Consider the following 15,058-nt stretch of genomic DNA (forward strand, 5'->3'; position numbering starts at 1 on the left):
TTTTGGATTCTGAAATGTAGTTGCCCGATACTTGTCTGCCGAAATTCAAAACATACTTTAAAATTCAAAATTGAATCCTTTTTCAGTTAGTTTTTTGTAAATATCAGGATCAAATTTATACAATTTTGCAGCCCTGTGCGAAACGTCTTGTTGCTTTTCATCAAGCGCAACAAGCAGTTTCATATGAAGAATTTTTCTGCGGAAATTCGATTTATCTAATTCAATTCCAAGAATTTCCTCATAAAGATGCATCAGTTGCAGTAAAGTAAATTTCTCAGGAAGAAGATTAAAACCAATAGGTGCTTGACGCACGCGGTTTCGCAACTGCATCAAACTGAAATCAAGAATTTCGTTATGATCAAAAATCAAATCCGGAATCTCGCTTATTTTGTACCATTTTGCTTCTATAACTTTTAGACTCGCTTTGATATTATAATCTTCACGGTTTACCAAGGTATAATAGCCAATAGTAACAACGCGCCTTTCGCTAACACGATTCGGATTTGTAAAAGCTTTTAATTGCTCTAAGTAAATGTTGTCGAGCGTGGTAAGTTCATACACAATTCGTTGCGCGGCTTCATCTGCGCTTTCCTCTTTTTTAAGATAACCGCCCAATAAACCCCATTTTCCAATACTTTCTCCTTCGGCATGTTGCACTAATAAAACTTCCAGATTTGATTTGTTGAATCCGAAAATCGCACAGTCAATCGTAATGCCATCTACGGCTGTATCGCTATCTGGTTTTTCTGGTTTTCTTGGAGAAGGAAATGTCATTTTAGTCTTTATAAACGGTGTTTAAAATTCGAAATTAAATCCTTTTTAGTTTCATTTATGGTAAATCTTAGGTTCAAATTTATACAATTTAAAAGAAAAACAGACATCATATTTTGTCAAAATAGAAAATTAGCGCTATACTTGTAGTCTATTTAACCATAAGATGCTATTGTTTTAATTTTGAGGTTAAAAAAGTAAGCTTGTTGGATTATTCGAGACATTATTGCGTTTATAAGAAATAAAAGCCAGTTGGGAAAGATCATGTTTGAAAGTCCTTTCACTATAAGCAAAAGCTTTATTTACTTAAATATGTAAAACTAACCGGTAGGTGATTGATCCTGTCACAGAATGGTATGTTTATATTTGTTTTTCAAAAATTTTCAAAAAATTATATCAAAATGAAAAATAAAAGAAAATATTTAAGCGGCAGTCTGGCATTTTTAATGCTGGCAGTAATTACATTATTTATTTCATGCAATAAAAACGAAGAGGCTTTCAGCAGCCGAAAAGTTTCTTTTAATTCAGATTGGAGTTTTCATCTTAATGACAGCATCGTTGATAAAGATACCATTGACGCTGCAACAAAATGGAGAACTTTAAATGTTCCTCATGATTGGAGCATCGAAGGGAAATTTGATGAAAAAAGCCCTGCCGGATATGGTGGAGGTTCTTTAAATGGCGGTTTAGGCTGGTATAAAAAAACATTCAAAGTTGCTGCAGAAGACAGTACTAAAATAACTTCTATTACTTTTGACGGCGTTTACAGAAACAGTGAAGTCTGGATAAACGGGCATTATCTAGGAAAACGCCCAAATGGATATATTGGCTTTCAATATGATATGTCTCCATATTTAAATTACGGAGAAAAAACCAACGAAATAATTGTTAAGGTTGACAATTCGAAACAACCCAATTCACGCTGGTATTCAGGTTCAGGAATTTTTAGAAATGTCTGGATCGAAACAACAGATAAATTGCATGTTGCACAGTGGGGAACTTATGTAACAACTCCAAAAGTTACTGCTGAAAAGGCTTCTGTTGCTATTGAAACTACCATTCAAAATCAAAACAAAGAAGCAAAAAAAGCAACTGTAACAACCACTATTTTTTATGGTACCGGTAATGATCTTAGAAGAATAGAATCGGCTAGTCAAGAAATAGCCATTGGTGCCAATGCCAATCAAGCCATCAAACAAGATATTGAAGTTGGAAATCCTGTTTTATGGTCAGTTGATAAACCGGAATTGTATACGGCAGTTACTGAAATTTTAGTTGATAAAAAGGTTGTTGATGAATACAAAACCAATTTCGGAATCCGAGATTTTAAATTTGATTTAGACAAAGGCTTTCTTTTAAACGGCAAACAAGTCAAAATTAAGGGAGTTTGTATGCACCACGATTTAGGGCCATTGGGTTCTGCAATCAATACAAGAGCAATAGCACGTCAATTAGAAATTCTAAAAGAAATGGGCGTAAACGGAATCAGAACTTCTCATAATCCGCCTGCTCCTGAGCTTTTAGATCTTTGCGACAAAATGGGTTTCATTGTTATGGATGAAGCTTTTGATATGTGGAAAACAAATAAAACAAAATACGATTACGCAAACGACTGGGATAAATGGCATAAAAAAGATTTGATTGACCAATTGCTTCGCGATCGTAATCATGCGAGTGTTTTTATTTGGAGTATCGGAAATGAAATTCCAGATCAATGGAGTGAAACAGGCGTACAAATTGCAAAAGAATTGGCCGGCATTGTACGTGATTATGATAAAACCCGACCACTTACTGCAGCAATGAATCCGCCTGTAAATATGAACATGGATGAGGTAACACTTCAGTTTGAAAAAAAGAATGTTCAAGTTAATCCAATTGCGGCATCTGGAGTTTTAGATTTGATCGGATATAATTATGCGCATCAAACCTATGAACATCACAAAGAATATTTCCCAAAAACACCTTTCATAGCAACAGAAACCACTTCGGGATTACAGACCCGCGGTTATTATGATAATGTTTCTGATGTTGTAAAAAAATGGCCGGTAAGATGGGATCTTAAATTTACAGATGGAAATCCTGGAAACACAGTTTCGGCTTACGATCAGGTTCAGGCGCCTTGGGGTTCTACGCACGAAGCGACTTGGAAAGTAATTAAAAAACACGATTATCTTTCGGGAATGTACATTTGGACTGGTTTTGATTATATCGGAGAACCAACTCCATACGAATGGCCATCGGTAAGTTCGTATTTCGGAATTGTGGATTTAGCTGGTTTTCCGAAAGATGTTTATTATATGTACCAAAGCGAATGGACAGACAAAACCGTACTTCACATTTTTCCGCATTGGAACTGGAAAGCCGGAAAAACTGTTGATGTTTGGGCGTATTATAATAAAGCAGATGAAGTTGAACTTTTCTTAAACGGAAAATCTGTCGGAATCAGAAGCAAAAAAGGAGATGATTTGCACGTAATGTGGAGAATTCCTTATCAAGCCGGAACACTAAAAGCAATTTCTCGCAAAAATGGAAAAACAGTTTTAGAAACAGAAATCAAAACAGCTGGAAATCCTGAAAATTTAAAATTGACCGCAGACAGAAGTACGATTAAAGCAGATGGAAATGATTTGTCATTTGTTACAGTTGATATTTTGGATGCAAACGGAACTTTGGCTCCAAATGCAAATAACGAAATCAACTTCTCTTTAAAAGGAAACGGAAAAATAGTAGGCGTTTGCAGCGGTGATCCGGTAAGCCACGAATCGTATAAAGGTTCAAAACATACTGCTTTGAACGGAAAATGTTTAGTGATTGTGCAATCGGACTTTAAATCGGGAAGAGTAGAATTAACCGCTAATGCCAAAGGATTAAAATCGGCAACAATTGTAATTACTGCCGAATAATAAGTTTACAGACTTTAATTACTTAGAAGAAGTAAAAGAAGAATTTGTAGTCTTGAAATGATGGTTCAATTATTTTAAATATATAGTTGTCTGTTTTAGAGAATAGCCAACAAAAAATAGTTTTTATTGAGTTTCTAAATCGGGCGAAAGCCTAATTTTCGTCCGATTTATTAAAAACGAATTAAGAAAAATATCATGAAAAGACAGCTAATTCTTATCGCTTTTTTACTTTTAGTTTTGATTGGATACAGTCAAAAAACGAAAAACACTTATGAATTGGCATCGCCAAACGGACAAAATAAAATCAAATTTGAGCTGGTAAAAAATGCTCCAAAATACACTGTTTCTCATGGGAAAATCGAAGTAATTTCTCCTTCAGATATGGGTTTTTTGCTGAAAGGAAATGAAGATTTAAGTTCGAATTTTGATATCAAAAATGTCAAAACAGCTTCTTATGATGAAACTTGGGAACAAGTTTGGGGTGAGAAGAAAAACATCCGAAATCATTACAATCAACTTTCAGTCGAATTACAGCAAAAAACAGGAAACAAGCGTAAATTGGAAATTCAATTTCGTGCTTTCGACGACGGAGTTGCTTTTAGATATGTTTATCCAAAACAAAACGTAAAAGACAGTATTTTCATCATGGATGAAAAAACAACTTTTAATTTAAAAGAAGACGGAAAAGCGTGGTGGATTCCTGCAAACAGAGAAAATCGCGACGAATATCTTTTTAAAGATTCTCCAATAAGTACTTTAGATACGGTTTTAACTCCGCTAACAATTGAAAGTAAAAGCGGATTGGCTTTGAGTTTTCATGAAGCAAATTTGGTCGATTTTGCGAGCATGACTTTGGTAAACACAAAAGGAACCGAATTAAAATCAGATTTAGTGCCGTGGGCAGATGGCGTTAAAGTTCGTGTGAAAGATTCGTTTACTTCTTCGTGGAGAACCATTCAAATTGGAGAAAAACCGGGCGATTTGATTACATCTTATTTGGTTTTAAATCTTAATGAGCCAAACAAATTAAAAAACACCAATACGTATTTCAAACCTTATAAATATTTAGGAATTTGGTGGGGAATGCACATTGGGAAATATACTTTCTGGGAAAGCGACAAACAAGGCGCAACCACAAAACACGCCGAAGAATATATTGATTTTACTGCCAAAGAAGGTTTTCATCATTTATTGATTGAAGGCTGGAACAAAGGCTGGACGCCGGGCTGGTATGAAAACCGTATGCATATGTTTAGTTTCACCAAAACCGCTGACAATTTCGACTTAGAAAAAGTGGTTGAATACGGAAAGAAAAACAATATTGAATTAATTGGATATCATGAAACAGGTTCCAACTTAATTAACTATTTAAAACAAGTTGACGAAGGTTTTGCCCTATATAAAAAACTCGGAATTCATACAGTTAAAATTGGCCACGTAGGTTCTAAATTAAATATGAAACAAATGCATTTTGGGCAGTTTGGAGTAAATTATTTCAGATATATTTTAGAAAAAGCAGCGCAATATGATTTAGCTGTTTTATATCACGAATCAATAAAAGATACGGGCGAACGGAGAACATATCCAAACATGGTTTCAAGAGAAGCGGCGCGCGGACAAGAATATAACGCTTGGAGCGAAGGAAATCCGCCAAATCATTTAAGCATAATTCCGTTCACAAGATTGCTTTCTGGTCCAATGGATTTTACACCTGGAATTTTTGATGTTGAGGTAAAACAAGGTTATCAAGGAAAAAGAATTCAGGGAACAGTTGGCCAGCAATTGGCTATATACGTAACGATTTATTCTCCAATTCAAATGCTTGCCGATCTTCCTGAAAATTACAAAGGAAAACCTGCTTTGCAATTTTTAAAAGATGTGCCGACAGATTGGGAAGATACAAAAGTGTTAAACGGGGAAATTGGCCAATACATTACGATAGTCCGAAAAGACAGAAACAGCGATGATTGGTTTTTGGGAAGCATTACAAATGAAAACCCAATAGAGCTTGAAATTTCACTTTCTTTCTTAGATTCCAATGCAAATTACGAGGCGCAGATTTATGCTGATGCAGAAAAAACTGATCAAAAACACAACCCAGAAGCCGTTGCAATTTCAAAGAAAACAGTAAAAGCTTCAGATTCAATACAATTACATTTAGGTGGCGCAGGAGGAACAGCAATTAGATTCAAAAAAATATAATTATTTTAGATTTTAAAAAACATAACTATCAAAAACTAAAAACCACAATCAATGAAAAACAAAATGATATACCTGTCGGCAGCTTTGGCTTTTGTATTATTTACGTCTTGTAAAAATGATGCAAAAACTGATAGTTCAGAAAGTGCGCAAACAGAAGAATATAAAGGAAAAGAAATTGGGTCAGAACATGATGCTGAAATAGATAAATTAATTTCTCAAATGACGCTTGAGGAAAAAATTGGAATGTTGCACGGAAACAGTATGTTCAGTACAGGCGCCGTAGAACGTTTGGGTATTCCCGAATTAAAAATGGCCGATGGTCCACTTGGAGTCCGTGAGGAAATTTCGAGAGACAACTGGGCGCCAGCCGGATTAACAAATGATTTTGCAACCTATTATCCTGCAGGCGGTGGTTTGGCAGCAACTTGGAACGCTGAAATGGCACATACTTTCGGAAATAGTTTGGGAGAAGAATTACGTGCAAGAGATAAAGACATGTTGCTTTCGCCAGCAATTAATATGGTCAGAACGCCACTTGGCGGAAGAACATATGAATACATGTCTGAAGATCCGTTTTTGAATAAAAAAATTGCCGTGCCTTTGATCGTTGGTTTACAGGAAAAAGACGTGATGGCGTGTGTAAAACATTATGCAGCAAACAATCAGGAAACCAATCGTGATTTTGTAGATGTTCAAATGGATGAAAGAACATTGCGCGAAATTTATCTTCCTGCATTTGAAGCTTCGGTAAAAGAAGCAAAAGCGTATGCAATAATGGGCGCTTACAATAAATTTAGAGGAGAATATTTATGTGAAAACGATTATATGCTGAATAAAATTCTGCGTGACGAATGGGGATTTAAAGGCGTTGTAGTTTCAGATTGGGCTGCGGTGCATTCAACTGTAAAATCACTAAAAAGCGGATTGGATATTGAAATGGGAACTCCAAAACCATTCAACGAATTTTTCTTAGCAGATAAATTAATTGCAGCCGTAAAAGCGGGAGAAATTGCAGAAAAAGAAATTGATCTGCATGTAAAACGTATTTTACGAGTTTTGTTCCAAGTAAAAGCAATGGGCGCAAAAGACCGTACGAAAGGAAGTATTGCGACAGAAGCACATTATCAAGACGCCTATAAAATTGCGGCAGAAGATATTGTATTGTTGAAAAACAGCAACAATGCATTGCCTTTAAAATTGGACGGAGTTAAATCTATTGCCGTTATTGGAAACAATGCGATGAAGAAAAATTCTTTAGGAGGATTTGGCGCTGGAGTAAAAACAAAAAGAGAAATTACACCGCTTGAAGGTTTAAAAAACAGATTGCCATCTTCTATAAAAATCAATTATGCCGAAGGTTATTTAGAGCGTTATGACGAAAAAAATAAAGGAAAATTAGGCGATATTACATTAAATGGCCCTGTAACGATTGACGAATTAGATCCAGCAAAAGTTCAGGAAGCGGTTGAAGCAGCCAAAAAATCGGATGTTGCAGTGATTTTTGCAGGTTCAAATCGTGATTATGAAACAGAAGCTTCTGATAGAAGAACTTTGAAATTACCTTTTGGTCAGGAAGAATTAATCAAAAAAGTATTGGAGGTAAATCCAAGAACTATTGTGGTAATGATTGCTGGAGCTCCATTTGATATTAATGAAGTTACTAAAAATTCGCCTGCAGTAGTTTGGAGCTGGTTTAATGGTTCTGAAGGAGGAAATGCTTTGGCCGATGTATTGCTTGGAAAAGTAAATCCGTCAGGAAAACTGCCTTGGACAATGCCTAAAAATATTATGGATTCGCCAGCACACGCAACAAAAAGTTTCCCAGGAGGAAAATCGGTTAATTATGCTGAGGGAATTTTGATTGGCTACCGTTGGTTTGATACTAAAAATATTGCGCCGTTATTTCCTTTTGGTTATGGATTGTCTTATACTACTTTTGCTATCGAAAATGCAAAAACAGACAAAACTTCATATGCTGAAAATGACATTATCTCTGTTTCTGCTGAAGTAAAAAATACAGGTAAAGTTGATGGAAAAGAAGTTGTTCAAGTATATTCTTCTAAGGCTGATTCAAAAGTAACCCGAGCTTCAAAAGAGTTGAAAGGTTTCAAAAAAGTATTGGTAAAATCAGGAAGTTCAGAAACTGTGACGATTCAAATTCCGGTAAAAGAATTAGCGTATTATAATGTTTCGGCTAAAAAATGGACGGTGGAACCAGGAAAATATACACTCAAAATCGGAAATTCATCAAGAGATATCAAAACTGAGATTGCGATAACAATTCAGTAAGAAGAAAACAGTAAATTTACCATATAAGGAATATAAGTGAATTAAGTTCAGCCTCACCGTTAGCTTAATTTTACTTATATTCCTTATATGGTTTAATTTTTTATATTAGAAAAAATGAAAAAAATCACAATCTTTTTTTTACTTCTATGTGGCATAATGGCAAATGCCAATGTCAAAATGCCTCTGCTATTTTCAGACGGAATGGTATTACAGCGTAATAAAGCAATCCCAATTTGGGGTTTTGCTGACGCCAATGAAAAAGTAGAAATTCATTTCAACAAACAAATCAAAAAAACACAAGCCGATAAAAACGGAAAATGGACTGTCAATTTAGATGCAGAAAAAGCAGGTGGGCCTTTTGAACTTGTTATCATCGGAAAAAATAAAATCACGATTAAAAATGTTTTAGTTGGTGAAGTTTGGATTTGCAGCGGACAATCAAACATGGAATTTCAGGTTTCTAAAACCATCAACGCAGAAAAAGAAATGAACAATGCCGATTATCCGATGATTCGTCATTTTGGTGTCGAGCGAGATTTTAGTGGAAAACCAAAAGACGATCTAAAAGCCGGAAAATGGGAAGTTTCGAGCAAAGAAACAGTTGGTAATTTCACTGCTGTCGGATTTTATTTTGCCCGAAAAGTTTATGCCGAATTAAAAATCCCTATCGGAATCATCAATACTTCTTGGGGCGGAACCAATGTTGAAACTTGGACAAGCCGTGAAGCATTTGAAAAAAGCAATGAATTCAAAAATATGATCGCCGATGTTCCCGTTATGAATGTCGATTCTATTTCAAAATTGTACGCAAACCGAATGAAGGAAAGAATCGAAAAAATTCAAGGAACTCCAGTAAATACAGCTAATGAAAATACGTTCAAAGAACTTTCTTTTAATGATACGTCTTGGGGCGAATTAAACACGCCAAGTATTTGGGAAAGTCAGCATCTTGGCGATTTAGACGGTATAGTTTGGATGCGAAAAACAATCACACTTTCTGCAGAAGACATTAAAAATAAAGCAACATTAAGTTTAGCAAAAATCGACGACGAAGACATTACATACATAAACGGAATCGAAGTTGGGAAAAATTTTCAATATGATGTCAAACGTACTTATCAAATACCCACAAATATTTTAAAAGAAGGAAAAAATGTAGTTGCCGTGCGAATTGTCGATAACGGCGGAGGCGGAGGCATTTATGGAGAATCTGAAGATTTAAAATTAACCGTTGGCAGTAAAGTTCTTCCGCTTGACGGGAAATGGAAATTTAGAGTAATCGAAGTGAAAACAGCTTTATCGCCAAATAGCTATCCGTCATTATTATATAACGCAATGGTAAATCCATTGGTTCCTTATGCGATCGAAGGCGTTTTATGGTATCAGGGCGAGACGAATGCCTGGAGGGCAAATCAGTATAAAATCGCATTCCCATTATTGATAACAGACTGGAGAACCAAATTTAAACAAGGCGATTTTCCTTTTTACTTCGTTCAATTATCAACTTTTGACGAATCTGGAGGAAACAGCAAAAAAGGAAGTCGCTGGGCCGAACTTCGCGAAGCACAGTCTGAAACCTTAAAATTGAAAAATACCGGAATGGCCGTTACTACAGATATTGGAAACGCAAAAGACATTCACCCAACAAACAAACAAGATATTGGATTGCGTCTTGCAGCAATTGCGATGAATAATATTTACGGCAAAAAACAAGTTTTTAGCGGACCAACCTATAAATCTCAAGAAATAAAAGGAAACCAAATTATTCTGACTTTCGATAATATTGGAAGTGGTTTGACAACTTCAAATAACGCTGAATTAAAAGGTTTCGAAATTGCAGGCGCCGACAAAATTTTTCACACAGCGAAAGCGATAATCAAAGACAACAAAATAATCGTTTTCAGCGAGGAGGTTCAAAACCCAGTTGCCGTTCATTACGGTTGGGCCGACGACGACTCACAGATTAATCTTTTCAATAAAGAAAAATTCCCTGCATCGCCTTTCAGAACTGATAATTGGGAAATGATTTCGGCAAACGAAATATATAAAGTGAGTAAGTAAAACTAAAAAAGTTCCGTTAGGAACAAAATATCGTTAGCAACGGATTTTAATCCGTTGAGAATAATTATTGGGGCGTGACCACATCCTGATAAGCGGGCTAACTTTCTTTGCGCTTATTCGCCCACTTATCAGGATGCGGTCGGGCTATCCGCGCTACTTCGGTAGCTTGCTTCTATCCCTCACGCGAGCAAAGGTGATAAGAAATCTCCGTTAGGAACAGTTATTTGTTATTGCAAGATTAACACGATAGTTTTGTCATTCCGAGGAACGAGGAATCTTCGCAAGAAACTCCATAAAGTAAATCTTCAATCTTTGTCGAGCTACTACCGAAGATTCCTCGTTCCTCGGAATGACAAGATTGCAGAAATACGAGATGTAAAAAACACGACCAAAAACAAAAAGCCTATGAATCCAAAAATCATAAAAAAAACATTTCTCATCTTACTTCTCCCATTTTACTATACAAACATTTCGGCACAATCCAAAAGTGTTTTATGGTACAATCAACCCGCAGAATTCTTTGAAGAAAGCTTAGTTTTAGGAAACGGAAAAATGGGCGCAACCGTTTATGGTGGCGCAAATTCAGATAAAATTGATCTGAATGATATTACACTTTGGTCGGGCGAACCAGTAAATGCAAACATGAATCCGGAAGCTTACAAAAACATTCCGGCAATTCGTGAAGCTTTAAAAAACGAAAACTACAAACTCGCAGAAGAACTTAATAAAAAAGTTCAAGGAAAAAACTCCGAATCGTATGCGCCTTTAGGAATATTAGAAATCAATAATTCTGAAAAAGGAAAAGCGGTGAATTACCATCGCGAATTGGATCTTTCAAATGCAATCTCAAAAGTAAGCTACGAAATGGCGGGCATAAAATATACCCGTGAATATTTTGTCTCAGCGCCAGATCAAATTATGATCATCAAACTGACCGCTGATCAAAAAGGCGCTTTGAATTTTGATATTAATCTAAAAAGTCTCTTACAATCAACTGTCGAAGTGAAAGGAAATGTTTTGGTAATGACAGGTACTGCGCCAATTCATGAAAATAAAGGATATACCGTTTTGCCAAAATATTTGAGCATAAAAGAAAGAGGGACAAAGTTTACTACCTTGATCCAAATCAAAAAAACAGACGGGAAAGTCACAACTTCAAGAGAAGCTTTGACTTTAAAAGACGCGACAGAAGCTATTATTTTTGTTTCTGTAGCAACAAGCTTTAACGGTTTTGACAAAAATCCTGCAACCGAAGGTTTAGATGATATTACAAATGCATTGCAAAATTTGAACAAAGCGTATGCAAAATCATTCGGCAATTTAAAAGAATCTCATATTGCCGATTATCAAAAATTCTTCAATCGTGTCAATTTAGATTTAGGAAAAACCACGGCTCCAGATTTGCCGACAGATGAACGTTTATTGCGATATTCAGAAGGGAAAGAAGATGAAAATCTGGAAATTTTGTATTTCAATTTTGGGCGTTATTTGTTGATTAGTTCATCAAGGACAATTGGCGTTCCGGCAAATTTACAAGGACTTTGGAATCCGTATTTGAATCCGCCTTGGAGCAGTAATTATACGATGAATATTAATCTCGAAGAAAATTATTGGCTGGCAGAAAACACCAATCTTTCCGAAATGCATTTGCCGTTGTTGAGTTTTATTAAAAACCTTTCGGTAACGGGTAAAGTGACTGCTAAAACTTTTTATGGAGTTAAAGAAGGTTGGGTGGCTGCGCACAATTCTGATATTTGGGCAATGACCAATCCGGTTGGGCAATTTGGAAAAGAAGAACCAATGTGGGCGTGTTGGCCAATAGCAGGCGCGTGGCTGAGTACGCATATTTGGGAACATTACGTTTTTAGTCAAGACAAAGCGTATCTAAAAAAAGAAGGTTATCCGTTGATGAAAGGCGCTGCCGAATTCTGTTTGGGCTGGCTGACAACCGATAAAAACGGAAATTTAATCACATCTCCATCAACATCGCCAGAAAATCAATACAAACTTGCAGACGGATTTGTGGGTGCAACACTTTATGGAGGAACTGCAGATTTGGCCATGATTCGCGAATGTTTTGATAAAACCATAAAAGCCTCAAAAGTGCTTAATGTTGATGCCGATTTTAGAAATAAACTAGAAAAAGCATTGGCGAAATTTCATCCGTATCAAATTGGCAAAAAAGGAAATTTGCAGGAATGGTATTTTGACTGGGAAGATAAAGATCCAAAACACCGTCATCAATCACATTTATTCGGACTTTTTCCTGGAAATCATATTACGCCTTTAAAAACACCAGATTTGGCCGAAGCATCAAGAAAAACACTTGAAATAAAAGGAGACGAAACCACAGGCTGGTCAAAAGGCTGGAGAATTAATCTCTGGGCAAGACTTTGGGACGGAAATCGTGCTTATAAAATGTATCGTGAATTGTTACGCTACGTAGATCCTGATAAAAAGAAAACAGATAAACCAAGACGAGGCGGAGGAACCTATCCGAATTTATTTGACGCGCATCCGCCTTTTCAAATTGATGGAAATTTTGGTGGTGCCGCTGCCGTTGCCGAAATGTTGGTTCAGTCTGACGAAAATGAAATCCGTTTGCTTCCCGCTTTGCCAGATGCCTGGGATGAAGGTTCGGTAAGCGGAATTTGTGCCCGTGGCGGATTTGAAATCGAAATGAGCTGGAGCAATAAAACAATTCAAAAATTGATAGTTTCTTCGAAACTTGGAGGAAACACAACTTTAATCTTCGGTGATAAAAAACAAAATATTACTTTGAAAAAAGGAGAAAAGCTAGAAGTAAAATTCTAAATATTATTTTGAAAACAATTGTCATCCTGAGCGTCCCGAGGCTTCGGGAGAAGGCTAGCTTGTAATAAATGGGCTTCTCCCGAAGCCTCGGGACGCTCAGCCTGACAACATGTTGTAAACCCGACAGGTTTTTAAAACCTGTCGGGTTTGGTTTTTAAACACATAGAAACATAGATTTTATGTTTTGTCTAAAATAAAGAGAACTAAAAGAAAAACACATTTTTCACACATAGCTCTATGTTGTTTAAACAAGTGAAACGCCTTTAACCGCAAAGAAAAACTATGTTTCTATGTGTTAAAAAAAAATCATTCCAATTTATAACTAAATCCTAATTGCAAATAAAAAGGGATCAACGGCGTACTTTTAAAATCTTCATTCATTACTTTTCCAGCTCTTAAAGTTAGATCGCTTCTGCTAAAAGAATAACCACCTTGAATCCCGAAGTTGAAATTCCCTCCTGTTGTCGGTTCGAACCAGCCATTTTTCACATCGGGATAAACTTCTTTATAAATTTCGCTGTGTTTAAAATGAGTTACAATGGCTTTGTCAAAACCAAATTCTCCGGCAACAAACCATTTGGATTTGTAATAACCAATTGTCGTTGAGGCATCGGCACCAAAATTTTGTAAAGTCACGAGCGGATTTCCATAACGCCTATAAATTCCGTGAAGCGTTGCATTAAAATAGAAGTTTTCGGTATGATATAAATTGATTTGTCCGCCAATTTTAGTTTTAAAATCATCAAAAACAACTTCGCCAGAAGCAAGCGAAATAGAACTTTCTAGAATAATAGGCAATTTGGTTTTTAAATGATAACCGTAACCAAAACCATAAACAAAACTGTATTCCCAGCCGGCATTGACATTTAAAATGTTTTTTTCTTCGCTTTTAAGATTTTTCCAGTTGATGTTTTGCGCTTGTAAAATGTTGGAAGTAAAAAGTGAAATGACAAATGTGATAAATAATAGTATTGCTTTCATGGCTCTTATTTTAAATCATTTAAATAATTCAACACAATTGGATACACGTTTTCCCATTTGAAATAAATCATTTCATGGCCGGTTCCCTTTACTTCTGCAATGGCGGAATTTGGAAAATAAGCTGCTTCTTTTTGAGCAAAACTCAAGCCATATGACTGATTTAATTCTCCGTATAAAAACAAAACTTTCGTCTTGTATTGATTTAAATTTGTAGTGAAATCAAAGCCATCATTTTCGGCGATGTCTGTAAAACTTTCCAAAACAGTTGTTCCGATTCTCCAAAATGGCGACGGACCGGGAATGCCTTCTTTATTGCCTTTTGCATAAGAGAAACTCGTAGAAATGCCGAATTTATAATCGAGAATTTCATGCTGATTTTCTTTTCCGGTCAAAAATTGATCAACGTATAAAAGATTGCTGGTGACTTCAGAGAATATCTCAATTTTCCGACTCATTTCGCCGTATTCATCTAAGAGTTTTTTGTTGAGTCCGCCCGGTTCTGCTAAAATTAATCCGTCGATTTTATCTGGATACGAATTGACATAAGCAGTTCCGAGCATTGCGCCCCACGAATGTCCAAAAAGAAATACTTTTTGATTTGGAGAAGTTTTGTAGTGTTTAATAACTTCTGTCAAATCATCTAAAACAAGCTGAATAGAATAACTTTTTTTATCATGTCTTTTTGATAATCCAGAACCGCGCTGATCGTAGAAAATGACATAATAACCGTCGTTTTCGAGTTGTTGGACATTTAGGCCATTTCGGTAATCAGAGCCTGGACCGCCGTGCAAAAAGATAAGCATTGGATTATTTGGATTTCCAAAAGTCTCTGCATGAAGCTGTGTTCCGTTGACTGAAATTGAAGGTAATGTTGGATCTTGATCGACTGTTTTTGGAACTAAATTTCCAATGCCGTCTATGTCATTTTCATTTTCGCATCCAAGAAAAAAGAAAATCGAAACAGCAATTACAGCTGTATAAATTACGTTGGTTTTCATTGCATAAATTTTTAAAATTTCATGCAAAGATGTATTTCA

At 36.0% G+C, this 15,058-nt stretch carries 8 protein-coding genes; 5 read left to right on the forward strand and 3 right to left on the reverse strand.

Going from position 1 to position 15,058, the window contains the following annotated elements; translation table 11 throughout:
• Window positions 1–57: 57 nt before the first annotated feature.
• Complete coding sequence (locus RB619_RS11625; RefSeq protein ID WP_308097585.1) at window positions 58–774, reverse strand: NUDIX domain-containing protein; 717 nt, start codon at window positions 772–774, stop codon at window positions 58–60.
• Window positions 775–1,217: 443 nt separating this feature from the next.
• Here RB619_RS11625 and RB619_RS11630 point away from each other — a divergent pair, with 443 nt between their 5' ends.
• The 5 genes from RB619_RS11630 (at window position 1,218) to RB619_RS11650 (ending at window position 13,040) form a co-directional block, all read left to right on the forward strand.
• Window positions 1,218–3,674 carry a glycoside hydrolase family 2 TIM barrel-domain containing protein gene (locus RB619_RS11630; RefSeq protein ID WP_308098065.1) on the forward strand — a complete coding sequence of 819 codons (2,457 nt, stop codon included), beginning with the start codon at window positions 1,218–1,220 and terminating at the stop codon, window positions 3,672–3,674.
• A 195-nt stretch (window positions 3,675–3,869) separates the two neighbouring features.
• Window positions 3,870–5,876 carry a glycoside hydrolase family 97 protein gene (locus RB619_RS11635; protein WP_308097587.1) on the forward strand — a complete coding sequence of 669 codons (2,007 nt, stop codon included), beginning with the start codon at window positions 3,870–3,872 and terminating at the stop codon, window positions 5,874–5,876.
• A gap of 51 nt (window positions 5,877–5,927) precedes the next feature.
• Window positions 5,928–8,165, forward strand: a complete 2,238-nt coding sequence (locus RB619_RS11640; RefSeq protein WP_308097589.1) for a glycoside hydrolase family 3 C-terminal domain-containing protein — start codon at window positions 5,928–5,930, stop codon at window positions 8,163–8,165.
• A gap of 114 nt (window positions 8,166–8,279) precedes the next feature.
• Complete coding sequence (locus RB619_RS11645) at window positions 8,280–10,226, forward strand: sialate O-acetylesterase (RefSeq protein ID WP_308097591.1); 1,947 nt, start codon at window positions 8,280–8,282, stop codon at window positions 10,224–10,226.
• 405 nt (window positions 10,227–10,631) lie between these two features.
• Window positions 10,632–13,040, forward strand: a complete 2,409-nt coding sequence (locus RB619_RS11650) for a glycoside hydrolase family 95 protein (protein WP_308097594.1) — start codon at window positions 10,632–10,634, stop codon at window positions 13,038–13,040.
• Window positions 13,041–13,346: 306 nt separating this feature from the next.
• On the opposite strand, the gene RB619_RS11655 is transcribed toward RB619_RS11650, so the two are convergent.
• On the reverse strand, window positions 13,347–14,021 hold the full coding sequence (locus tag RB619_RS11655; RefSeq protein WP_308097596.1) for a hypothetical protein: 675 nt from the start codon (window positions 14,019–14,021) through the stop codon (window positions 13,347–13,349).
• A 5-nt stretch (window positions 14,022–14,026) separates the two neighbouring features.
• Window positions 14,027–15,019, reverse strand: coding sequence for an alpha/beta hydrolase (locus RB619_RS11660; protein WP_308097598.1), 993 nt, complete (start codon window positions 15,017–15,019; stop codon window positions 14,027–14,029).
• Window positions 15,020–15,058: the final 39 nt, after the last annotated feature.

Origin of the sequence: Flavobacterium sp. LHD-80 (assembly GCF_030929605.1) — a bacterium.
Classification (GTDB): Bacteria; Bacteroidota; Bacteroidia; order Flavobacteriales; family Flavobacteriaceae; genus Flavobacterium.

Coding starts and splice junctions, on each gene's coding strand:
- RB619_RS11625 (WP_308097585.1), bottom strand. CDS start 774: ATGACATTTCCTTCTCCAAGAAAACCAGAAAAACCAGATAGCGATACA.
- RB619_RS11660 (WP_308097598.1), bottom strand. CDS start 15,019: ATGAAAACCAACGTAATTTATACAGCTGTAATTGCTGTTTCGATTTTC.
- RB619_RS11635 (WP_308097587.1), top strand. CDS start 3,870: ATGAAAAGACAGCTAATTCTTATCGCTTTTTTACTTTTAGTTTTGATT.
- RB619_RS11650 (WP_308097594.1), top strand. CDS start 10,632: ATGAATCCAAAAATCATAAAAAAAACATTTCTCATCTTACTTCTCCCA.
- RB619_RS11655 (WP_308097596.1), bottom strand. CDS start 14,021: ATGAAAGCAATACTATTATTTATCACATTTGTCATTTCACTTTTTACT.
- RB619_RS11640 (WP_308097589.1), top strand. CDS start 5,928: ATGAAAAACAAAATGATATACCTGTCGGCAGCTTTGGCTTTTGTATTA.
- RB619_RS11645 (WP_308097591.1), top strand. CDS start 8,280: ATGAAAAAAATCACAATCTTTTTTTTACTTCTATGTGGCATAATGGCA.
- RB619_RS11630 (WP_308098065.1), top strand. CDS start 1,218: ATGCTGGCAGTAATTACATTATTTATTTCATGCAATAAAAACGAAGAG.